The sequence below is a fragment of the Paenibacillus sp. FSL P4-0338 genome, from assembly GCF_038002365.1.
Classification (GTDB): Bacteria; Bacillota; Bacilli; order Paenibacillales; family Paenibacillaceae; genus Paenibacillus_AQ.
In genome coordinates, this window is sequence record NZ_JBBOCG010000002.1 from 916,230 (window position 1) to 939,457 (window position 23,228).

The 23,228-nt window shown below is 52.3% G+C and carries 21 protein-coding genes; 17 read left to right on the plus strand and 4 right to left on the minus strand.

Going from position 1 to position 23,228, the window contains the following annotated elements; all coding sequences use genetic code 11:
- The first annotated feature begins 1 nt into the window (after nt 1).
- The 3 genes from MKZ07_RS27995 to MKZ07_RS28005 are packed head-to-tail and all read left to right on the plus strand — an operon-like array spanning nt 2 to nt 2,510.
- Nucleotides 2-343 carry an STAS domain-containing protein gene (locus MKZ07_RS27995; RefSeq protein ID WP_036701987.1) on the plus strand — a complete coding sequence of 114 codons (342 nt, stop codon included), beginning with the start codon at nt 2-4 and terminating at the stop codon, nt 341-343.
- Nucleotides 340-753, plus strand: a complete 414-nt coding sequence (locus MKZ07_RS28000) for an ATP-binding protein (protein ID WP_051494104.1) — start codon at nt 340-342, stop codon at nt 751-753. The genes MKZ07_RS27995 and MKZ07_RS28000 overlap by 4 nt, the downstream gene beginning before the upstream one ends.
- The gene (locus MKZ07_RS28005) at nt 750-2,510 is read left to right on the plus strand and encodes a SpoIIE family protein phosphatase (protein WP_051494105.1); all 1,761 of its coding nucleotides are present in this window, start codon (nt 750-752) and stop codon (nt 2,508-2,510) included. The genes MKZ07_RS28000 and MKZ07_RS28005 overlap by 4 nt, the downstream gene beginning before the upstream one ends.
- Here the strand turns inward: MKZ07_RS28005 and MKZ07_RS28010 are convergent.
- Both MKZ07_RS28010 and MKZ07_RS28015 read right to left on the minus strand, forming a co-directional pair.
- Nucleotides 2,476-3,258: a fused MFS/spermidine synthase gene (locus tag MKZ07_RS28010; protein WP_036701989.1), complete on the minus strand. Its 783-nt coding sequence runs from the start codon at nt 3,256-3,258 to the stop codon at nt 2,476-2,478. The genes MKZ07_RS28005 and MKZ07_RS28010 overlap by 35 nt on opposite strands.
- Nucleotides 3,259-3,338: 80 nt before the next feature.
- Nucleotides 3,339-4,691, minus strand: coding sequence for an MATE family efflux transporter (locus tag MKZ07_RS28015; RefSeq protein WP_036701991.1), 1,353 nt, complete (start codon nt 4,689-4,691; stop codon nt 3,339-3,341).
- Nucleotides 4,692-4,824: 133 nt separating this feature from the next.
- On the opposite strand from MKZ07_RS28015, the gene MKZ07_RS28020 reads away from it, so the two are divergent.
- Complete coding sequence (locus tag MKZ07_RS28020) at nt 4,825-5,520, plus strand: TetR/AcrR family transcriptional regulator (protein WP_036701993.1); 696 nt, start codon at nt 4,825-4,827, stop codon at nt 5,518-5,520.
- Between the two features lie 216 nt (nt 5,521-5,736).
- Entirely contained in the window at nt 5,737-8,340 is a 2,604-nt protein-coding gene (locus MKZ07_RS28025; protein WP_036701995.1) for a beta-mannosidase, read from the plus strand.
- A 10-nt stretch (nt 8,341-8,350) separates the two neighbouring features.
- Here the strand turns inward: MKZ07_RS28025 and MKZ07_RS28030 are convergent, their stop codons facing one another.
- Both MKZ07_RS28030 and MKZ07_RS28035 read right to left on the minus strand, forming a co-directional pair.
- The gene (locus MKZ07_RS28030; RefSeq protein ID WP_341028830.1) at nt 8,351-8,488 is read right to left on the minus strand and encodes a hypothetical protein; all 138 of its coding nucleotides are present in this window, start codon (nt 8,486-8,488) and stop codon (nt 8,351-8,353) included.
- A gap of 271 nt (nt 8,489-8,759) precedes the next feature.
- Nucleotides 8,760-9,677: a DsbA family protein gene (locus MKZ07_RS28035; RefSeq protein ID WP_341028831.1), complete on the minus strand. Its 918-nt coding sequence runs from the start codon at nt 9,675-9,677 to the stop codon at nt 8,760-8,762.
- A 115-nt stretch (nt 9,678-9,792) separates the two neighbouring features.
- Here MKZ07_RS28035 and MKZ07_RS28040 point away from each other — a divergent pair, with 115 nt between their 5' ends.
- From MKZ07_RS28040 to MKZ07_RS28095, 12 genes are all read left to right on the plus strand, one after another.
- Nucleotides 9,793-10,137: a winged helix-turn-helix transcriptional regulator gene (locus MKZ07_RS28040; protein WP_341028833.1), complete on the plus strand. Its 345-nt coding sequence runs from the start codon at nt 9,793-9,795 to the stop codon at nt 10,135-10,137.
- Between the two features lie 121 nt (nt 10,138-10,258).
- Entirely contained in the window at nt 10,259-10,753 is a 495-nt protein-coding gene (locus MKZ07_RS28045; RefSeq protein ID WP_036701999.1) for a CYTH domain-containing protein, read from the plus strand.
- A gap of 197 nt (nt 10,754-10,950) precedes the next feature.
- Nucleotides 10,951-12,339 (plus strand): threonine synthase, encoded by a 1,389-nt coding sequence (gene thrC / locus MKZ07_RS28050; RefSeq protein WP_076161800.1) that lies wholly within the window; start codon nt 10,951-10,953, stop codon nt 12,337-12,339.
- 1,034 nt (nt 12,340-13,373) lie between these two features.
- Nucleotides 13,374-14,360, plus strand: coding sequence for a Gfo/Idh/MocA family protein (locus MKZ07_RS28055; protein ID WP_036702003.1), 987 nt, complete (start codon nt 13,374-13,376; stop codon nt 14,358-14,360).
- 49 nt (nt 14,361-14,409) lie between these two features.
- Nucleotides 14,410-15,285, plus strand: a complete 876-nt coding sequence (locus MKZ07_RS28060) for a radical SAM/SPASM domain-containing protein (protein WP_036702005.1) — start codon at nt 14,410-14,412, stop codon at nt 15,283-15,285.
- Between the two features lie 113 nt (nt 15,286-15,398).
- Nucleotides 15,399-16,073 carry a response regulator transcription factor gene (locus tag MKZ07_RS28065; protein ID WP_036702007.1) on the plus strand — a complete coding sequence of 225 codons (675 nt, stop codon included), beginning with the start codon at nt 15,399-15,401 and terminating at the stop codon, nt 16,071-16,073.
- Nucleotides 16,070-17,437, plus strand: a complete 1,368-nt coding sequence (locus MKZ07_RS28070; RefSeq protein WP_036702009.1) for a sensor histidine kinase — start codon at nt 16,070-16,072, stop codon at nt 17,435-17,437. The genes MKZ07_RS28065 and MKZ07_RS28070 overlap by 4 nt, the downstream gene beginning before the upstream one ends.
- 125 nt (nt 17,438-17,562) lie before the next feature.
- Nucleotides 17,563-18,501, plus strand: coding sequence for an alpha/beta hydrolase (locus MKZ07_RS28075; RefSeq protein ID WP_051494107.1), 939 nt, complete (start codon nt 17,563-17,565; stop codon nt 18,499-18,501).
- Between the two features lie 171 nt (nt 18,502-18,672).
- Nucleotides 18,673-20,775 (plus strand): class I SAM-dependent methyltransferase, encoded by a 2,103-nt coding sequence (locus MKZ07_RS28080; RefSeq protein WP_036702010.1) that lies wholly within the window; start codon nt 18,673-18,675, stop codon nt 20,773-20,775.
- A gap of 1 nt (nt 20,776) precedes the next feature.
- Nucleotides 20,777-21,469, plus strand: a complete 693-nt coding sequence (locus MKZ07_RS28085) for a response regulator transcription factor (RefSeq protein WP_036702012.1) — start codon at nt 20,777-20,779, stop codon at nt 21,467-21,469.
- Between the two features lie 94 nt (nt 21,470-21,563).
- Nucleotides 21,564-22,487: an ABC transporter ATP-binding protein gene (locus MKZ07_RS28090; RefSeq protein WP_341028841.1), complete on the plus strand. Its 924-nt coding sequence runs from the start codon at nt 21,564-21,566 to the stop codon at nt 22,485-22,487.
- A complete protein-coding gene (locus tag MKZ07_RS28095) occupies nt 22,480-23,217 on the plus strand; it encodes an ABC transporter permease (RefSeq protein WP_036702016.1) in 738 nt (245 codons plus the stop codon). Before MKZ07_RS28090 ends, MKZ07_RS28095 begins: the two co-directional genes overlap by 8 nt.
- Nucleotides 23,218-23,228: the final 11 nt, after the last annotated feature.

Below are 23,228 nucleotides of genomic sequence, written 5' to 3' on the forward strand. Positions count from 1 at the left end.
AATGGAGAACTCTTTACACGAGAAGATACAACTGTTGAAATGGAATAAAGATATAACCCTTAAGAATGTAGAAGAGTTCCACAGGACCATCCAGAGGCTTTTAGAATGTGAATCGAGAGGTCTTATCCTTGAGTTGACAGATGTAGCCTACCTGAACAGCGCTGCACTTGGAGTTATAGCTGATGCTGTACTGACTGCAGGTCGTACCGGCAAGGAACTGGTTATTGCAGGTGTACAACCTACCGTAGGTGAAATACTTGAAATTGTTCACTTCAGTACTTTCATGAAGATATTCACGGAACTTAATGATGCTTATGACTATTTAAATGGCGGGTTAAAATGAACAACCTCTCAGATAAAACATATGGTCAAATTCTCGTTATTTATAACCGCGATGATATAGTTCTTGCCATAAAAACTACTAGGAAAATAGCGCAAATTTCAGGCTTCTCAGAGCATGAATCCATCCTGCTGCAGTTGGTAACCGAAGAGGCATGTATGAATGCATTTGAGCATGGAAGTTCTTCAGACATATGCAGGTTCAGAGTTTCTTGGCTGGTCGAATCGGATATCATGGAGATTAAAGTTTGTCAGAGTGGCGGATCCTTTGAATTACATCATGAACAGGTCTCCCCTTTTGGATTGCATGGCAGGGGAATGATGCTCATTCACGGAATTATGGATGAAGTAAGGTTAATCTCTGAAGATGCCTATGTAACGCTTTACATGACTAAGAAAAGGAGAGTGACATGAACACTAGATGGTTATACCCGCTCAGAGAATGGTGTGTCAAAAACAGATTTCTTCTGATTCTCTTCATAATAGTTGTCTTGAATTTGTATAATCTTTTATTTGTAAATAAAGGGTTTAGTTATGATTTTATTGTCGGCTTTGTGAGCCAATGTGTTATTCTGACTTCACTAATTCTCTTACACAGGCAGCATGAAGGGAGTACAAAGAAGCTAAGGGACAGTGAGCAGCGGTATGAATCGTTATTTTTGTATAACAATGCAGGAATTTACGTGGTGGATCTCAATGAATTAATCATTAGTGTAAGCCCTAATCTTCTGGATAACCTCGGATATTCAGAGGCAGAGATTAAGAGTACTCCGTTTATCAAGTTACTCCTTCCGGAGGATGTGCCGATAATTAGGCAGACCTTTAGGAATATTATGAATGGAAGCATACTTTCCACTTCACGAAAATTGCAATTGATTAATAAGAGCGGAGAGATTCAAATCTTTGATATATCGAGTGTCGCTCTTATGGCAGAAGGAGTGATCCGGGGAGTTATCGGTTTTGCTAAGGATATTACAGAATTTGAAAGAATGCAGGAAAAGCTGAAGGTAGTACAGGCGCAGCTGAATACTATTTTGGAGAGTATTGATATTATACTGTGGTCATATGATGTGACTCAAGATAAACTACTTACCATCTCTCAAGCATGCGAAAGGACATTCGGCTATACTCCAGAGGAGTATTACCGATACCCCCATTTATGGTCGGCGCAGATTTATGATAAGGACAAGGATATGGTTAGTGCCAGAATGGCTGCTGCTGCAGACGGGGAAACCTATACTACGAATCTGGAATATCGTATTGTCCATTCAAGTGGGGAAATCCGATGGGTTGAAAGCCGGTTATTCCCCTTTTATACTGCAAAGGGTGATTCAGTTATCGTGAATGGAGTGGTACTGGATATTACCCATAAAAAACTGATTGAGAAAAATATTCAAGTTGATCTGGAACTGGCCAGACAGGTGCAGAAGAGCGTACTCAGTCGACCGGTGAGCACGCCATTATTTTTAATTGACGCCAGATACATACCTTCGCAGAACCTTGGAGGTGATATGTATGCCTGGTACCGTATAAGTGAACATCGGTACGGTATTCTGATTATGGATGTTATGGGACACGGTGTTTCTTCAGCACTCGTATGTATGTCTATACGTTCTCTTCTTAGAGGGATTATTCAGGGCAGTATAAGTACGGAAGAAGTGATTACAGATTTAAACAATCATATGAACAAGCTGTTTAGCGAGTCAAAGGAAACAGCCAATTTCTATTTCACAGCCATATATTTGATCGTGGACACAGAGACGAGTTCAATCGAATATATCAACGCGGGCCATCCCAGCGGTATGCTTATGGATGACAGCGGAGAAGTGTTCCATTTGAAATCCTCCTGTCTTCCAGTCGGCATTATTCCCCACTTAAATGCAAAAAAGCAGACTATCCAATTTACAGGGAAGTCCAGAATACTATTGTATACTGACGGTTTGATCGAGAAGCCTGGTTATATGTTGAAGGAACAGGTTGAAGGAGTAGTACAAGTAATGAATGATACTAGACATGAGCCGATTGCTGTACTGCTGGACAAACTGCTTGAATCCGGTAGAGAGAATAATCTGTCCGGTCTGGAAATGCCGGATGATGTTTGCATGATCTGCATGGATATTGGCAGCGAAGCAGGACCTAATCCCGGATCACATACCCCGGCCCGGGCGTGATCTCTCTGAAGCCGGCCATGTGGCGGGACTGGCAGGGGATTGGCCGGTTGCTGCCAACCAATATAATATTACGGAGGTCCGCCGCACCTTCTGCCGGGAGGGCGAAGGATCGGGTGTAGGGATACACTTCACGAAGTGTGGTATGGATGGCACTGATGAAGCGGTCATTACCGCTGCGGCCCATCAGATTCATGATGATCTGGCCGTGTCTGTTCAGCTTGGCGCGGGTAAGGCGGAAGAACTCCAGCGTGGTGAAATGGGGCGGTGTCCCGGCAGCGGTGAAGGCATCAAGCAGGATGTAGTCATGGCCCTGGTCCGGGGCGGCTTCCAGCAGGCTGCGGCCGTCACCGATCAGGATGTTATCCTGCGTGTAGCCAAAGCGGGTTCTGCTGTACTCCACTACCTTCGTGTTCACCTCAGCCACCGTAAACTGCTTCTCGGCGAAATAACCGGCAATCGTCCCAATCCCGTGTCCGATCAGGAAGACATGCTCGAAATAAGGATTACCCGCTTCCATCAGATGGATCATCGCCCGGGGATACTCGAAGATCACCCGGCGCGGATGGTCCAGATCCATTGCGCCTTGAACAGCTTCCCCTGAGAATTGCAGAACCCGGAACCGTCCGGTTTCACCATATAGCTCGGTTGTATCGTAGACCTCGAGGTCCTGAGAGTCGTGGTTAGTATGGAGTGGTGCGTGCAAGCGGATCAGACTCCTTCTGCAGATGGAATGCGTTACAACCTTCATAGTAACATAAAAGCATAAAGCAGCCGCAGGAAGGGCCTCCCTGCGGCTGCTTGTGTTTCTCAGAGACTGCTTAGGTTTACTTAATGTACCAGACTCTCTAGTTCGGGCTGTAGCTTGTGCCGTAGGGCGTACAGCATGGCGGCACCGACCAGGAAGGCAGCGGCATCGGCAATGACCAGCGACCACACCACTCCATGGAAGCCATTCGTCTGGTTGGCGAAGAAGAGCACAGGAATCAGGGTGACCCCTTGAATAATCGACATTACGAACGCGGCTGTTCCCTGCGCGGTAGCTTGGAAGATCCCCATGAACAAGGTGGTCAGCCCTGAAATGAATAAGGACAAGAAGGTGACATGCAGAATGTAGCTGCCCATTTGAATCATTTGCGGGTCCTGGGTGAACAGACCGATCAGATGGTCGGATATCAGATAGACGATGATGCCGAATACGGCAGCCATGGCGGCCATCGCTTTTACCGTGAATCCGATGGTATGCTTCATGCGCAGCTTATCCGCTGTGAATGAGAAGGCAATGAGCGGCACCACTCCCTCGCACAATCCCATCAGAATAAACTCGGGAAATTGCAGCAATCTTGAGGATATCCCGTAAGCGGCTACAGCCGAATCTCCATATTCGATCAGGAACAGGTTGAAGATCAGCGACATGGCTCCCAGAAAGACACTCATGATAAAGACCGGAACGCCGATTTTGAACACATTGCTGAGAATATCCTTGGTGGCCTTGAACCATTTGAAGGAGATCGCCAGGAATTGGCTTTTGTAGCCCATATGGAAGGCGTAGTAGGCACTCGCAACCATGTTGGCAACAACCGTTGCCGACGCTACGCCAATTACACCCCAGTGGAGCACGAAGATGACCAGAGCATCGAGCAGGATATTAACCACCACGCTGAGCATCATCCCGATCATGGACACGATGGCTGCACCCTCGGAGCGGACCATATTCTCCAGCGTAAAGAACAACACAACAAACGGCGCGCCAATCAGCATGACTGTGACATAATCCTTCGTGAATCCATAGGAATCCGGCGTTGCCCCCAGACTGTGAAGGATCGGGCCGATCAGCGGTAGACCTGCGGCCATCACGAGGAGGCCAAGCAAGAGACTGCTGTAAAAGGCGAAGGAGGACACTTGCTTGACTTCATCATATTTGTGCTCGCCAAGCAGCCGCGAGATGTAGGTGCCGCTGCCGATCCCCACCAGATTGCCCAGTGCCATAATGATGGCGAACAGCGGTAAGGTCAGGGCGAGTGCGGTCAGCATGGCCGTATTGTGGAGAGTGCCCAGGAAATAGGCATTCAGAATCGAATAGATGACATTCATGGAGGTGCCTAACATCATGGGCACGGCGAAATGGGCGACAGCTTTGGTGATAGGTGCTTTTTCAAAATAATAAAGGTTTTCGGTATCCATTAGGGATCACTTCTTTCACTGATTTTTGTCAATCTAACGGCGTTAGATTGAACCTTACAGTGTTAGATGATATCATGAACCTAAGAGACTGTAAAGCATAAACTTACACTGTTAGATAAAAGGGCGGATAACGATGAAAAAAGCACAACCTCAAATCTCGGAGGACCGGATTCTGGAAGCTTCATGGGAGCTTCTTAAGGAGGGGGGCATCGAGAAATTCAGCATGCGGCGGCTGGCGGAACGGCTGGGCATTCAGGCTCCCTCGCTGTATTGGTATTTCAAGAGCAAGCAGAACCTCTACCAGCGGCTGTCCAACCACATCTCCAGAGTCATCCTGGAGGAGCACCGCCCGGAGGGCGACTGGAAGGAACAATTGACAGGATTTGCGGTAACGGTACGGAGCGTGCTCAGCCGGTATTCCTGTTCCACCCAACTTATGATGATGACACTGCCCCACGAGCCGGACATTATCCGGTTCAACAACCGGATGCTGCACTGCGTGGAATCCACGCCGCTTGAGGAGGCGCAGAAGGTGCAGGTGGTCACAACACTGGTGAACTTCGTGTTCTTCTTCGTGCTGGACGATTATGAGCATGAGCGAAATGTCGCTATGATGGCTAAGGAACAACAGGAGCCTCCGGGTGAGGAACTGCTTCGCCTGATGGAATCGATGAGCGATAAGGAGGTTGGGTTGTTCCGCAGGATGTTCAAGAACGGACTGTTCGAGCTGCTGGGGACTGACGGGGCCTTTGAATTCGGACTGAGGCTGATTCTGCTCGGGACGGAGCAGGTGATTAAGGAGCATGAAGAGCAGCATAAGCAGAAGTAAGCAGAAGTAAGCGCAGGGGAAGATAACAAAAATAACAAATGATACATTGGTGACTGGGGCTTAATATAGGGGGGCATGTGTTTGAGGGGTTCGATGAGATGTTTGTTTTGTTTGTATTGTAGCTACCTTGAATATTGTTATTGCTAACATTATTATAACAAAATATAATTAGGGTAGCTAAGCGCCGAAATGCGCAAAAACAGTATAGGAGGAACTATGAAACAACTACAAATCGACCTGTCGAACTGGGAGTTCAGAGCCTGCGGAGATGATGAATGGCTTACGGCTGTGGTACCGGGAACGGTGCATACGGATCTGCTGCGCAATGGCGTTATCGATCAGCCCTTCTATGGAACGAATGAACATGAGCTGCAATGGATTGATAAAAAGGACTGGGAATACAGAACCGGATTTGTATTAGAAGAGGCATGGCAGACGCTGGCGGTAACTGAGCTGGTGTTCGCCGGGCTGGATACGTATGCCGATGTGTATGTGAACGGGGTGCATGCCTTGTCCGCAGACAATATGTTCCTGTCCTGGACCGTGAATGTGAAGGGGCTGCTGCGGACAGGTAAGAATGAGCTCCACATCGTCTTCCGCTCGGTGGTGACTGAGGATCTGCCGAAGCTGGCGGCGCTGGGCTACGCGCTGCCTGCGCCGAATGACCAGTCTGAGTTAGGTGGTCTTCAGGAGCAGCGGATCAGTGTATTTGCCCGCAAAGCGCCGTATCATTACGGCTGGGACTGGGGCCCGCGATTTCTGACCAGCGGAATCTGGCGGGAAGCTATGCTGACGGGCCGTAACGTTGCGGCGATTGAGGATCTGTACATTCGCCAGCATGCAGTGAATGAGCAGGAGGCCCGGCTGACGGCCGTGATTGAAGCGGATGCACCGGAAGCATGGAACGGAATGCTGCGCGTGAGCACTGAAGGGCAGGAATGGATGAAGGCGGTTACGCTCGTTCCGGGCAAGCAGTCGATAGAGCTTGAACTGGTGATTGACCGCCCGCGCCTGTGGTGGTGCAACGGCCTGGGCACGCCGGAGCTGTACCATTTCCGTGCAGAGCTGCTGCAAGAAGCGCAGGTTGTAGCAGTATCGGAGGCAACGACGGGGCTTCGGGAAATGAAGCTGGTGCGTAAGCCGGATGCGCAGGGGGCGTCGTTCCATTTTGAGCTGAACGGGGTGCCGGTCTTCGCCAAGGGTGCCAATCATATCCCGAACGACAGCTTCATTACAGAGGTTACGGAAGAACGTTACCGCCATGAGATAGCCACGGCCGTGGAATCCAATATGAATATGCTGCGGGTGTGGGGCGGCGGATTCTATGAAGAAGAGGTATTCTACCGGCTGTGTGATGAATACGGGCTGCTGGTCTGGCAGGACTTCATGTTCGCCTGCAGCATGTATCCGGGGGATGAGGCGTTCCTGAATAATGTCCGCGCAGAAGCGGTATATAATGTCCGCAGATTGCGTAACCACCCGTGTATCGCGCTCTGGTGCGGGAACAATGAGATTGACTCGGCCTGGTCGCAGTATGAGGAGTACATGGGCTGGGGCTGGAAGGAGAAGCTGAATGCTGAGATCCGCCAGATCTTATGGGCTGCATATGAAGAGATTTTCCACCGGATTCTGCCGGAAGCCGTTGCTGCGAACCATCCGGGTATGGACTACTGGCCGTCTTCACCGCTGCGCGAGCTTACCGGTGCTCAGGATCAGCATGCCACGCGAATTAAGGGTGACGGGGATGTTCACTATTGGGGCGTCTGGCACGCCAAGGAGCCGTTCGAGAACTATAATCTCAAGGTGGGCCGCTTCATGAGCGAATACGGCTTCCAGTCCTTCCCGGAGCTGAAGTCGGTGCTGAGCTATGCAGAGGAAGCAGAGCTGGCGCTGGAATCGAAGGTAATGCTGGCTCATCAGAAGAATGGAGCGGGCAATCAGCTGATTAAGGAGTATATGGATATGTACCTGCCGCAGCCGAAGGATTTCCGGGGCTTCTTGTACATGAGCCAAGTGCTTCAGGCCGAGGCGATCCGCATGGCTATGGAGAGCCACCGCCGCAACAAGCCTTATTGCATGGGCACGCTGTACTGGCAGATGAATGACTGCTGGCCGGTAGCCTCCTGGGCGGGCATGGATTATTACGGGCGCTGGAAGGCGCTGCAATATACGGTGCGCCGCAGCTTCCAGGAGGTACTGCTGTCTGTAGACAGCACGGACGGGGAGAGCGTCAAGGTCTATGGGGTGTCTGACCGGAGGGAAGCCTTGGACGCAGAGCTGGTGCTGCGGCTGCATGATATCAGCGGCGTACTGCTGCGTGAGTGGTCGCAGCCGGTAACCCTTGCTGAGGATTCGTCAGCTGTGATCTTCACGCTGCCGCTGGCCGAAGTGCTGGAGGGCCGCGAGCCGGCTAGTGTGCTGCTGGTGGCCTCGCTGCTGGAGAGCGGGCAGATCGTGGAGCAGGGGACAGAGGCAAGGCAGGTGCAGGAACAAGGACCGGAGACAAGGCAAGTGCTGGAGCGCAAGGAGCATTACTTCGCGGCTGCCAAGGATATTCCGCTAAGCCAGCCGGTTATCACGGTGACAGAGGTACCGGGAAGCGGCGGGCAGAGCTTCACGCTGAGCAGCGATGTGCTGGCGCGGGGGGTTCATCTGACTGTAGAAGAAGAGGGCATCTTCTCCGATAATTACTTCGATCTGCTGCCGGGTGAGCCGAAGACGGTGGAGTTCTCGCTTAGAAGCAGCGGCAATGGAGGGGGCGACTTCATTCCGGCAGCTCCGACGGGGCTTGTGATCCGCTCGATGGCGGATTATATCTAATCAAGAACTCTCACGCAGATGCAGACACTTCCGCAACCGTGGACTTGCCCGCCACTGTGATTCCGCCGCAGCGGGGATTCCTCTGCAGCGGGGATTCACCTCTGGAGCCGTGGCTCCCCTCACCCACAGCCGGCTTGCGGACTGACATGAACTTATTTGCTCATAAACTAATCTGATTTCTGTTCTTGCGGACTCAGAAGACCTTATTGTCTTCCGGGCTGGCCGTTTCAAGGTGAAATCGCACGAATAGGGGCCTCTGAGTCCGGATGATAGGAAAAATCAGCTGTTTAAGCCGGATAGAGGATTCTCAGTCCGCATGGCATCATAATTCGTATAATGAGCATTATGATTCAGTATCATCCAACAAACAGCGGTCCTCCAATGACGGGGGACCGCTGTTTTTGAATACCCAGCCGTCTTCAGGCCGGTTCGATGAACATCTCACCCAGAATCTGCCGGGTGCGGTATGAATGCGCGGGAAGCGCAGCAGCGGTGAAGGCCTCCACCTCATCCTGCCCGATATCGTACATGGCCTCGATTTCTCTGGAGAAGAGAAGATGTCCTCCGGCCAGCAGCTCCGGCATAGCCGGTAGAGCAGCAGGAGCAAGAGGCTCAGGGATAAGCTGCTGCAAGGCGTCCACGTAGTTTTGCAGGGTACGGGACCCGACGAGCTTGATGCCTTGGTTCTCTTCATTGACCATGACAAGGGTCGGGAAGCCGCGTACGCCGAGCTGGGCTACCTTCTGGAAATCCTCCTCCAGCAGTTCCTGTGCCGCTTCCAGTCCTGCGGCCTGAACGATGTCATCGCCCGGTAATCCCAGACTATTCACAATATCCGTGAGTACCTCGTCTTCCCCGATATTCCGGTTGAAGACGAAGACGGCTTCTCTCGCGCTCCGCAAGTAGGCCAGCTCCTTCCCCGGATGTCTCTGCTGGATAACCTTGAATACTCTGGAGGGCGGATAAGAGGACATAATCGGATTGTGGAGCCATAGGGTGCCGTCAATAGGCATGCGGTAATGCTCTCCGACTTCCTTCCAGTGCCCCGCTACATCGGCTGGCTGCTGTATTCCATTCGCCTTGTCAGCAAAGCCATTCCAACCCGCTAATAACCCGCCCATTAGAGGCTGTAGTTCAAAGTACTTGCCATATTGCTGAATAAACCGGTTCAGGGTAGGCTCGATGGCCCAGCAGTGTGAACAGATCGGATCTGTCGCATAATAGAGAGTAACTTTGGGCTGCGGCTGCGGATTGAAATCTATAATTTGCGTATGCTCCTCGTCGCTGACCCCGCATACACCTGTCTTCAGATCACAGATCATAGGATTTGTATTCATAGCTGTTTACCTCACTTTCTTTTTTATAGTATGATTATAATATCTGGAATAATATTAACAAGTACTATTGTTTTTAATACCTGGTATATTTAATATACTGATGGAGGAATCCCCAATGAAATATGAGGTCGACTTAACGCAGATGTGCCCCGCCACCTTTGCTTTTCATGTCATCAGCGGGAAGTGGAATCTGCCTATCCTTGCTTTACTGAGCGAAGAGGGGCCGATCCGGTATAACGAGCTAAAAAGAAGGCTGAACGGCATCACCGGAACCACGTTAACGAACTGTCTCAAGGATCTTATCGACCACGGAATTATCCATCGTGAGCAATATCATGAGGTGCCTCCGCGCGTCGAATATTCGCTGACCCCCTCCGGGCAGGAGCTGGTCCCGTTAATTGAAGAGATCGTAGCCTGGGGAGCCAAAAACATTCATGTCCCGGGCGCAGGAAAGGGATAGGAATATTTTACCCGTGAATCGGTTGTCTCCGGTTGACTTGCGTATGGCCCGCCCCTATGATGATAAATAATATGTAACATTAACGCTCGCACAATGCCCGCATACAGAGGAGAGAAACAGCATGGCTATGGAGATTGAACGCAAATTCCTGCTGCCGGAATACCCGGAGCGGCTGATTGAAGAAGGACAGCTGAAGGTGCTGACCCGTCACAGTATTGACCAGACCTATCTTGCGATTGAGGACGGGCAGGAGCTGCGGGTGCGAAAGATCACGGATCTGGACACGGGTGAGGTAACTTACACGCATACGTTCAAGGATGGCAAGGGCATCAGCCGCCAGGAGATTGAATATTCCATTTCCGCAGGCTTGTATAACCAGATGATTGAGGCTGTGAAGGCGATCCCGTTGGTCAAAACCCGCATTACAGGCGTATGGAACGACACTACGGTGGAGATTGATCTCTACACCCAGCTGGAGCTTACGGTGCTTGAGGTTGAGTTCGATTCGCTGGAGGAGGCGGAAGGCTTCGCTGCCCCGGAATGGTTCGGCCTGGATGTCAGCACAGAGAAGAAGTACAGTAACAAAACCGTCTGGAAAGAGCTTCAGGGCAAATAGGCCTGGTGAGCTTTTATCTAAAGATAAGAATTTGTATGCTTCGCGCTAAAATTATCCTTATCTTTCTCGCCGAAACGGTACCGTCCTTTAAAAAGACGGCAATGCCGTTTCCACTTGTGCGGAATCAGCGGACTTTAACGCGTAAACGTGGTACTATGTACAGTAAATAAAGAGGGGTTCAGGAGGATGAGACGGGTATGGAGTATATAAGCACAAGAGGCAAGGTAGCGGCCAGAGGCTTTATTGATACAGTTCTGATGGGGCTGGCGGATGACGGCGGGTTGATGGTGCCGGCTGAGATTCCGGTGATTTCCCCGGAGAAGCTGGAGGAATGGAGAAGCCTGAGTTTCCAGGAGCTGTTCCTTGAGATTTTCTCCTACTATACCAATGACGAAATTCCTTATGAAGATCTGCGCTCGATGGTCTACACCAGCTATGGCAACTTCCGCGCTCCGGAAGTTACGCCGCTGCACCGGGTGAACGATTCTCTATACGTGCTGGAGCTGTTCCATGGGCCGACGTTTGCCTTCAAGGATGTGGCGCTGCAGTTCATGGGCGAGCTGTATTCCTATATTGCCAAGGTGCGCGGTGAGATCATCCATATTCTCGGGGCTACCTCCGGCGATACCGGAGCGGCTGCGATTCAAGGAGTGCGCGGCAAAGAAGGGATCAAGATCTGTATCCTTCATCCGCACGGCAAGGTCAGCAAGGTACAGGAACTGCAAATGACCACCGTAGATGACAGCAACGTGCTGAATCTGTCTGTAGAAGGCAACTTCGACGATTGCCAGAAGATTATCAAGGAGCTGTTCGCCGATCTCGACTTCAAGGGACGGTATCACCTGCGGGCAATTAACTCCATTAACTTCGTGCGCATTCTGGCGCAGACGGTCTATTATTTCCATGCTTATCTGCAGCTTCCGGGAAGCGATCAGAAGAAGGTCAACATCAGCGTGCCTTCGGGTAACTTCGGTAATATTTTCTCAGGCTACCTGGCGCAGAAAATGGGTCTGCCGATCCACAAGCTGATCATCGCCACCAATGAGAATAACATCCTCGAACGGTTCGTGGTTACCGGTGAATACAAGCCGGGCAGCTTCACGGGCACCTACAGCCCGTCAATGGATATCCAGGTGGCGAGCAACTTTGAGCGCTATCTGTATTATCTGCTGGATGAGGATGCAGAGAAGCTGTCCGGGTACATGGCAGCCTTGCAGAGTGAGGGCGCAATTAAGGTGGAGGGCGAACTGCTGGCCCGGGTACAGGCGGATTTCTCCGCGCTGGGCGTGAAGAACGCACAGTGTCTGGAGATCATCAGCAAGTACCAGCAGGAATCCGGCTATCTGCTCGACCCGCATACGGCATGTGGCGTAGCCGCTTACGAGAAGTTCAGTGCGCCGGATGAGATAAGCATTGCTTACGCTACAGCGCATCCGGCCAAGTTCGACGAGGCGATTGCCTTGACCGGCATCAAGCAGGAGTTCCCGGCGCCGATCGCCGCCCTGTTCGAGCTGCCGCAGCATCAGGTCGTGGTCGATCATGACAAGGCGGAGATTGTGCGCCAGCTTGTGGCTTTTTACGGATAAAATAGCGAGCCGGGGCCAGACTGGCCCGTCCGCATTATGAAGACAGCCCCCGCCGGGATGAGCGGGGGCTGTTTGCTGTCGCTCGTATTGTGGGACACTGGATAGTGGGCGCACTGTTCGCTGTCGCTCGTATTGTGGGACACTGAATAGTACGCTCCGCTGTCCTCTCGTAGCGCATCAGTTGTGAATCTGTGAGAAGGATGTTAACTAATTGCTTACTGAGGGGTTTGTGTACCTTTTTGAAGGTGCGAGTGGGTAAATGCTTAAATGCAATCTGTACAACTAAATCGCCTGATTTGCCACTAAATTTCTGTTTAGCTGTATTTGGTGCAATTAAAAAATCTCTATAACTGCGTTCTCGCCCATTCGGGTGATTGCATTATGGGCAATAGAAAGTCTCCAAAACACCTCGAAAATCGCTTCTATTGTATTTGATACAGCAGATTTATGGGAGAAGGCCTGCTACAGGCTCAAACTGCTAATTTTATTGTACGAAATACAGCAGAATGGCAAAACGGGGGCTTTACACGCGATTCTATTGTACGAAGTACAATTGCAGGCTCGGCTGTTAAAGTTAATGCAAGGCTAGTTGGAGTGGAATGGCTCTGTTGAAGTTAATGCAAGGCTAGTGGAGTGGAATGGCTCGGTGGGAGTTAATGCAAGGTTCGTTGAAGTAGAATGGCTCCACTGTGGGGTATGATTCTGCCTGGGGTTAATGCATGGATTCCAGGAGGTAACGGCTGGATCAATGGTCTCATAGTCTGAGAGGTGTTGGCCGAATGAAGGTGAATTCTGTGCTTATCCTCAGGTGCTTTTTTTCACAAGCGAAATCTAGCGGAATTTGTCGGAAATTACGGTATATAAGTGGACATACCTATCATGGAATGAGAAAATAGCAGGTATAGCTGACATTTCAAGTGGACACGGCTTTGCCATCCTTTTAGAGGACGCTACCGTTTCGGCATGAAATAGAAGGATAATGTATAACGTGAACATATAAATTCTATATATTTTGAAAAAGGACGGGATCATTCATGACTATTCGTTTCGGGGTTGTAGGGACTAACTGGATTACAGACCGCTTTGTGCAGGCGGGACTTGAGAATGAGGAGTTTCTGCTTACGGCCGTGTATTCCCGCACAGAGGAGAAGGGACAGGCTTTTGCCGCCAAGTATGCCGGGGCTTCGATCTATACGGATCTGGAGGCGATGGTATCAAGCGCAGAGGTGGACGCGGTCTATATCGCCAGCCCCAACTCGATGCATGCGGAGCATTCATTGATCTGTCTGAACCACGGCAAGCATGTGATTTGTGAGAAGCCGGCGGCCTCCAACAGCCGGGAGCTGAAGGAGATGATTGAAGCGGCGCGCCGCAATGATGTGCTGTTCATGGAAGCGATGAAATCCACGTTCATGCCGAATTTTGGTGTGATCCGGGATAATTTATATAAGCTAGGCCAAGTCCGGCGCTACTTCGCAGGTTATTGTCAATACTCTTCGAGGTATGATGCTTACCGTCAGGGGACGGTGCTGAACGCGTTCAATCCTGAATATTCTAACGGCTCTCTGATGGATTTGGGCATCTACTGCCTGTATCCGATGGTGGTCTTGTTCGGCAAGCCGGATACAGTGAAGGCGGCAGGCCTGATGCTTGCTTCGGGTGTGGACGGAGAAGGCAGTATGGTGATGCGCTACCCGGACATGGGGGCGGTCATTATGCATTCCAAGATTGCGGACTCCTATCTGCCTGCCGAGATTCAGGGAGAGAACGCAACAATGGTTATCGACAAGATTAACCAGCCCTATCAGGTCAAAATCCACTACCGCGACGGAACCGTCGAGGAGCTTACGCTCCCGCAGGTGTATGAGGCAATGTACTATGAGGTTGAGGAGTTCATTCATCTGCTGAAGAGCGGGCAGCGGGAGAGCGCGACCAACAGCCACGCCAATTCCCTGGCGGTGGCAGAGCTGATGGAAGAGGCGAGGGCCCAGATCGGCCTGCGGTATGCTTCGGATCTCTAGCGTAACGGGCAGCCTGGCCTGCATTATATATTGAAATGGGGAGCGGAACTTGAAGACGTTCAAAAAGGTGTACATCGAGATCACAAGCGTCTGCAACCTGGCCTGCAGCTTCTGTCCGCCCACGGAGCGGCAGAAGAACTTCATGAAGCTGGAGACGTTTGGTACCATTCTTGATGAGATCAAACCGCATAGCAATCATATCTATCTGCATGTCAAAGGCGAGCCGCTGCTGCATCCGAAACTGGGCGAGCTGCTGGATGCCGCACACGCCAAGGGCTTCAAGGTTAACATTACGACCAACGGCACGCTAATCCGTAAGGCGGGGCCGAAGCTGCTCGGCAAGCCGGCGCTGCGGCAGATGAACTTCTCGCTGCACAGCTTCGACGGCCATGCAGGCTCGGAGAACCGTGAAGGTTATCTTACAGAGATTATCCAGTTTGTCCGGGAGATCTCAGCTCAGGGCGTTATTGTCTCGTTCCGGCTTTGGAATCTGACAGAGGACAACCGGACGAATCTGGAGAAGGAGCGTAACCGCGAGACACTGGCTCTGCTGGAGGAGGCCTTCGGACTCGACTACAGGATCGAGGAGAAGGTCATCCCCGGCAGCGGCGTGAAGATTGCCCCGCGTGTGTACCTGAACCAGGACCACGAGTTCAGATGGCCCGCACTGCATGAGCCGGAGGATGACGGCAAGGGCTTCTGCCATGCGCTGCGCAGCCAGGCGGCGGTCCTGGTAGACGGCACCGTTGTGCCGTGCTGTCTGGATGGCGAAGGGGTGATCAACCTCGGCAATATTCATGAGCAACCGTTCTCCGAGATTGTCGAGGGGGAACGGGCGAATAATCTGTTCTATGGCTTCTCCCGCCGGGAGGCCGTGGAGGAGCTGTGCCGCAAATGCGGTTACCGGCAGCGGTTCGGCACCTAGCCGGAGCGCGAGGCCGGAGTGGATGCTAGTGCAGTGCATACCGGCAAGGCAGCAGGGTGATGCTAGAGGGAATAGAGATTTATAAGGCCGGATCATACGAAAAGAGGGAATAGATGCCTACTATACTTGTTGCAGACGACGATGCGAATATCCGCGAGCTTGTCTGCCTATTTCTGCGCAATGACGGTTTCGATACCGCTGAAGCGTCAGACGGCCAAGAGGCGCTGGCGGTCTATGCCAGAACACATGTGGATCTGGTCATCCTGGATATTATGATGCCGGTGATGGACGGCTGGGCGCTATGCAAGGAGCTCCGCAGAGCGGACCCGGAGCTGCCGCTGTTAATGCTGACGGCAAAGGGGGAGACCTGGGAGAAGGTGAAGGGCTTCGAGCTGGGAACCGATGATTATCTGACCAAGCCCTTCGATCCGCTGGAGCTGACGGTCCGCGTCAGAGCCTTGCTGAAACGCTCGGGAATCGGCAAGTCGCATACGATCCGTATCGGAGAGGTGATGCTGGACCGGCAGACCTACAAGGTGATGAACGGGACAGAAGCGCTGTCCCTGCCGCTTAAGGAGTTCGAGCTGCTCTATAAGCTGGCTGGAACACCGGGACAGGTCTATACCCGCGAGCAGTTGATCGACCAGATCTGGGGGATCGATTACGCCGGGGATGACCGGACGATAGATGTACATATCAAGCGTCTGCGTGAACGGTTTGCGGCTTCGCCGGATTTTCGGATCGAGACTGTCCGCGGTCTGGGCTACCGGCTTGAGGTTACTGAATGATCAAATCCCTCTATACCCGAGTGGTCCTGACCTTCCTGGTCTCCGTGATCGGGGGGACAGTGATCTCCTTCAATCTGGCGATCTGGATATATAAAGACGAATTGAACGAGAATCTGCAGGTTCCCTTGCTGCGCTTCGGACAAGATATCGTACGGATCTATAAGAGCTTTCCGCTGAACGAAGCCAACGAGTTCGTTGCAGGCATGAATCAGCTTGAGACCTATCATGTGCGGATTTATGATGAGAACGGCGGGGTTCAGTCTTATGGCGGTCCAGAAGGGATGAAGCTGGAGACCGTGACTGAAGCGCAGGTCCAGCAGGTGCTGGCAGGCGGAATTGTGCAGGTCAATCCGACAGGCATCTCCACCAGCCTCCTAGGGCTGCAATTAACTACGGATACGGAAAAAAAAGCCTTGTTCGTAGAGCCTGTCGGCCCCCCCTCTTCCGCCTTTGTGCTGAAATGGCTGGTGTATTTCGTGGTGTATTCGCTGATCTCCGGCAGTCTTGTGATCCTGGTAGCGGCCATGTTCCTGGTCCGGCCGATTAAGAAGCTGACCAATGCGACGCGCAAGATCGCAGCCGGAGACTTCAACGTGAAGCTGAATATCAAGCAATCGGGAGAGCTGGGTGCCCTCGCGCGCAGCTTCGAGGAGATGATGCATGATCTGCAGCAGCTGGAGCAGATGCGCCGTGACTTCGTGTCGAATGTATCTCATGAGGTGCAGTCGCCGCTGACCTCCATCTCCGGCTATGCCCTGGCACTGAAGCAGATGAATATTCCTGAGAGCGAGCGGGGCCGCTATCTCGATATCATCATCGGGGAAGCCGAACGGATGTCCAAGATGAGCGACAGCCTGCTGAAGCTGAGCCTGCTGGAATCGCAGTCCCAGCAGCTCCGGTTCACCACCTTCAGCCTGGATGAACAGATCCGGCGCGTGATCGTTGCTCTTCAGCCGCAATGGTCGGCCCGGCGCATCAACTTCGATCTTCAGCTGACGGCTGCCGTGCTCACGGCGGATTATGACCTGTTGAGCCAGGTATGGACGAACCTGCTGGGCAACAGCATCAAGTTCTCCGGGGATGGGGGAGTAATAAGTGTCCATACGAAGCAAGATAATAAAAGTGTGACCGTTCGTGTATCCGATACCGGCATCGGGATCGCCCCCGAGGACCAGAAGCGGATCTTCGAACGCTTCTTCAAGGCGGACCGCTCCCACAGCAACAAGTATAACGGCAGCGGGATGGGGCTGGCGATCGTGAAGCAGATCGTGCTGCTTCACCAAGGAGATATCCGGGTCGAGAGTGAGCTTGGCGCAGGCACAAGCTTCATTGTAACGCTGCCGCTGAATATACCGGCGAATTAAGTTTGTTTCTCCCGTTCATCCTCCGTTCATATTACCGTCACGGAGAGTACATTTTCATTATATATACTATCCTTAGCTCCTCATCAAGGCAGCACATCCGATTCATAAGGACAGGTGATTGTATAATGAAAAAAGGACTCAGAATTCTGCTTAAATCTATAGCGGCATTGCTGATTGTGATCGTGTTATTTTTTGCCGTAGTATTTGTGGTCAATATCATCAGCAGCAAATCGGAGCTGAAGAAGATTGATCAGTACGGTCAGCTTGTGCCAGTCGATGGTAAGAAGATGAATGTACTCATCCAGGGATCGGGTGAGGAGACCGTGGTGCTGCTGACGGGGTATGGCACCGGGGCGCCCGCACTTGACTTCAAACCGCTGGTAGACGAGCTGTCCCCTAACTACAAAGTAGTCGTGGTGGAGCCGTTCGGCTATGGCTTAAGTGACCGGACAGATAAAGAACGGACCTCGGACAATATCGTCAGTGAGATTCATGAAGCGTTGCAGCAGCTTGGGATCAAACGTTACACGCTCATGGGTCATTCCATCGCCGGCATCTACGGGCTGGATTATGTGAACAAGTATAAGGATGAAGTGCAGGCTTTTGTAGGAATTGACAGCAGTGTGCCGAACCAAGGGGGATTGGACGATAAAATACCGGTGGGGACGCTGAAGTTCCTCGACAAATCCGGCATTATGAGATTGTTCCAAAAGATAGGCCCCGACCCGTATGCCGGGCTTCCGTTCGACGAGCACACCAAGCAGCAGATGAAAATGATCGCCACAAAGAACTTAAACAATGACACTGTCATGAATGAGATCGACCATTTCAAGGAGAATTTCACAGCAGCCCAGGCGCTGGCCTTCCCCAAAGAGCTTCCGCTGCTGCTCTTCATACAGTCGAATAATACCGACGTTGAAGGCTGGATGAAGCTGCATGAGGAGCAGGTGAAGGATTCCGTGTACGGTAAGCTGGTGCCGCTCGAAGGCGGTCATTATCTGCACCATACGCTGTCCAAAGAGATTGCCAAGGATTACAGAGAATTCATGGCAGGAGTGAAATGAGCGGAATCTGATTCCCGGCCATAGATCTGATACAATTGAACAAGAGCTCTCCGTAGCCGCAAGCTTCTATCCAGAAGCTTGCGGTTTGTTCAATTCGTCAGAGCTTCTGATTCAAACCTGAAGTACATGGGCTATTGTATATAGATTGCTATTACATAGGGAGGCATGCAAATGCTGAAATCATTACGGGCTATAGAGGCATATCGTGAAGGAGGGTGGCCTGCCGGAGAAGGCTATCCATGGCTGGAGTCCATCGTGCAGGCGGAGCAGACGATTGTGAACCTGGAGCGGGTAGAATCGCTGCAGTCGCTTGCGCAGCAGAATCCGGTGCTGGATTATGTGGAGCGGAGCCTGCGGGTGCTGGACAGTCTGCCGCTGTCGTATTGGATCAAGGAGCTGGCCGAGGAGACGCTGATCTGGTCGGAGACGGCTAAGGGCGGGACTCTCCGTCAGCGCCGGAGCTGGCAGGAAGAGGGCATTAATATTTTCGTTCATAATATCGGCTCCGCGGAGTTGTACCGGCGGTATGCGGAAGGGTTGAAGCAGGACGAGGCAGGCTCTGCGGAGAAGAGACGGGTGATACATACGCTGATTGAGACTCATGGGCTGATTGGACAGCAAATCCGCGGCGAGGTTCCGCCTTCCGTCAATCTTCCGTTGTCCGCACTGGTGGAGCAGGGACTGCTGGGCGCAGAGGAGCTGGAGCGGCTGCTGTTCGCACTGAATCACTGCATCATTGCTGCGGTATCCCCGGAGCTGTGGCAGGAGGTCCGTCCGCAGGTCATGGAGCTGATTGCTGTAATTGCCTCAGGGAATCTGCAGCCTGAGGTCCCGATGAAGGAGCGTCTGCGGAGAATGCGCGCCGGGTCCATTGCGCAGGGGGAGGATTATGAGGCGGAGTGGGACGGGCTGGTGCAGGAGGGCTTCCTCCCAGCTGCGCTGGAGCCGCTGCAGCCTGCCACCTTCTGGTATGTGGAATCGGCGCTCCAGACCTTCTCGCTGGAGCAGTTCCTGAAGGTCATGAGTCTGGTGGCCGGCAGCAGCCCGCTGCAGCTAAGCCAGCTAAGCCATCTCAGCTTCGAGGCGGTCATGAACAGTATTCATTATGATTACAAGGGCAGCAAGAAGATCAATGTCTATAAAAAACGGATTATTGAGAAGTATCTCTCGGAGCTTGGCTGGGAGGAGATCTACAGCGGCGTGAAGCCTTCCGGCGGCAACCCGCATCTTACGCACCGGCTGCTGGGTAAGGAGCATCTGCCGGATACGCTATTCTTCCAGTTCGAGTTCTCAGCGGCAGCGGAGAAGCTGATTGAGTTCTGCATAGAGGCCGAGAAGTCGGCGCTGTATGAACGGGCGGTCCTGCTGCTGTTCGACCTGTTCGATCTGCGGAGGGACGCCTTTGACCGCTTCCACAATGAGGACACGTACTTAAGCCAGATGAATGATACGGCTGACTATAAGGCAGTGATTCTGGACTACGTTACCGGACGGAAGGTGCTGGACATCGGCCCCGGCGGCGGGGTGCTGCTTGATCTGATTGAGGAGCGGATGCCGGAGGTAGTGCCTGTGGGGATTGATATCTCAAGCAATGTGATTGAAGCGCTGCGGCAGCGCAAGCAGCGGGAGGACCGCCGCTGGGAGGTGCTCCAGGGCGATGCGCTGAACCTGAAGGATTACGTGGAGCGGGGCACGGTGGACACGGTGATTTTCTCATCGATTCTGCATGAGCTGTATTCTTATGTGCCGCTGGACGGCCGGAAGTTCAATCACGGCACGGTGGCGGCAGCGCTGACCAGTGCCTTCGATGTATTGGCAGATGGAGGAACGATTATTATCCGCGACGGCATTATGAGTGAGCCGGAGGAGCAGCAGCGCCGGGTGCGGTTTCTGGAGGCGGACGGTATGGCGTGGCTGGAGCGGTACGCGAAGGATTTTGCCGGTCGGAATATCCGTTATGAACAGCTTGGCGAACAGGAGGTTCTGATGCCGGTAAATGATGCGATGGAATTCCTCTATACCTACACCTGGGGAGAGGAAGCCTACATTCATGAGGTTCAGGAGCAGTTCGGTTATTTCACACCCTCGCAGTACGCCGCATTCATTCAGCAGACGCTTGGGGACCGGGCCAAGATAGAGGTCTTCCGTCATTATTTGCAGGAGGGATATACGGAGGCGCTGGAGGACCGGGTTAAGATTATGGGTGAGAGCGGAGAGCCTGTGCCGCTTCCGGACAGCACCTGCTTTATTGTGATCCGTAAGGAGGCAGGCTAAAGTGAACCACGCTAATCTCAGCGTACTTGTGGTAGAAGATGATGCCGACATTAACCGCCTGCTGTGCCGGATGCTGACAGGTGAAGGACTGACGGCCGTGCCTGCATTCTCAGGGAGTGAAGCCTCCCTCCGAATGTCGCTTGAAGACTACCAGTTAATCCTGCTGGACCTGATGCTGCCGGGCATGAGCGGTGAATCTCTGATTGCACAGATCCGTGAGCAGTCAACCGTACCCATCATTGTAATCTCGGCCAAAAGCACGCTGGAGGACAAGGTGAGTCTGCTGCGTCTGGGAGCGGATGACTACATTACTAAGCCCTTTGACCAGGAGGAGGTGCTGGCCAGAGTGTACGCGCAGCTCCGCCGGCTGCAATATGCGCCTGCCGCAGGTTCTGAGGGACAGATGCTTAAGGTACGCGGGCTGGTCATGGACAAGCAGCGGCGGGAGGTTATGCTGGACGGCCAGGTCCTGGCTTTAACCAAATACGAATTTGAACTGCTGGCGGTGCTGATGTCGAGGCCGGAGCATATCTTCTCCAAAAGCGAGCTGTACCGGCAAATCTGGGGCGGCACCTACCTGGGAGACGATAACACCATTAATGTACATATCAGCAATCTGCGGGCCAAACTGGCTGCAATCACGGAAGAAGAGTATATCCGCACGATTTGGGGCATCGGGTTCAAGCTGGTCTAGGGGATTTCTTTACACTTTCTTAAGACTTTGCTTAAAGCTTATTAAAAGTGTTCTTTATACAATGGAATTATCAAACGGCAAGGGAGTCTTAACGATGATGCATTGTATATTGGAGATTAAGGCGCTCAGTAAGACCTATCAGGATTCTTCCGCACTCCGGGATATTAACCTGCAGGTTGAGTCAGGGGATATCGTAGCACTGATCGGTAAAAATGGCGCAGGCAAAACCACGCTGTTCAAATGTATTACAGAGCAGGTGTTTCCAACAAAAGGCGCGATTGCGCTCTACGGACACCGGGATGACGCCCGTCTGCGGAAGGGACGCCGGAGCATCGGGGCGATGATTGAAGAGCCGGCGTTCTTCCCGGAATTCACAGCCAGGCAGAACCTGGAGTATTTCCGCCTGCAGAGGGGGCTGGCTGGCAAGGATTCCATTGAGCAGGCGCTTAAGGATGTCAATCTGCTTCATGCCGCAAACAAGAAATTCAAAGCCTTCTCCCTCGGAATGAAACAGCGGCTGGGACTCGCGCTTGCGCTGATGACCCGCCCCGAGCTGCTGATTCTGGATGAACCGACCAATGGCCTTGACCCGGAGGGAAAGGCGGAGATCCGCCAGCTCCTGCAGACGCTGAATGAAGAGAAAAGGATCACGATCCTCATCTCAAGTCACGTATTGTCTGAGCTGCAGAGTGTGGCTACCCGTTATATTTTCATGGACCAGGGGCGGATTGTGGAGCAATTGACGGCAGAAGAACTGCTGCAGAAGACCAGAAGAAATGTAGAGATCGTGGTGGATGACAGCGGCAAAGCGTCTACCGTTCTGGAGAAGCATTTCCCGGGCATCCCTTACCGGATTCTGCCGGGACACCGGATTGTGCTCTCTGGTGGTATGGATAAGACCGATCAGCTCAACCGGGTGCTTCATGCCCAGGGCGTCAGCGTGTATTCCATTGCGGCCACCGGCGGGGATCTGGAAGAATACTACCTGGGTCTGCTGGGAGGTGAGCGTCATGCTTAATCTGATGAAAAGTGAGCAGTACCGTTTTGTCCGCACCAAGAGCTATTATTATTACGGGTTGCTCTGTGCGGTGTTAATGGTCGCTGCCGCTATAACTCTCAAGGTCTTTCATCAGTCTGTGCCGGATTTCCCCTATGGGAATGAGCGCTTCTTCTACCGCAATGTGCTGTCAATGATGCCGGTGATCTTCGCATTGCTGACTATTTTCACCGGAATCCTGATGGGAGATCACAAGCATGTGCTCAAAAATACCGTAGCCTACGGCTTCAGCAGACGCTCGATTTACACCGTCAAGCTGCTGGTTACACTGGCCGGCTTCCTGCTGTTCGCGCTCGTTCTGGTCGGGATATCGGTCCTGCTCGGTTCAAGGCTGCTGCTGCGCAGCTATGAATATGCGCTTACGGAATACTGCCAGATGCTGCTTGGTCTGCTGCCTATTATGATTGCCGGCGTAACCACCTACTTCTGTCTTACCGCTGTGATGAACAAGAATGCACAGATATCTACCGTGTTCCTGCTGATCTATTTCCTGCCCTATATGATTCTGAGCGCTCTGAAAGGCAGATTTACCTGGGCGGCCTGGCTCTACAGTCACAGCCCTGCTTATTATTTGTTCCATGCCTACGATGTGGCAACCTATCCTGCCTGGGAGCCGTGGGTTACAGGAATGGTGTTTACAGTGTTCTTTTATGTATTGGGATTGTATCTGTTCAGGAAGGAAGAGTTCTAACAGGTGCAGCT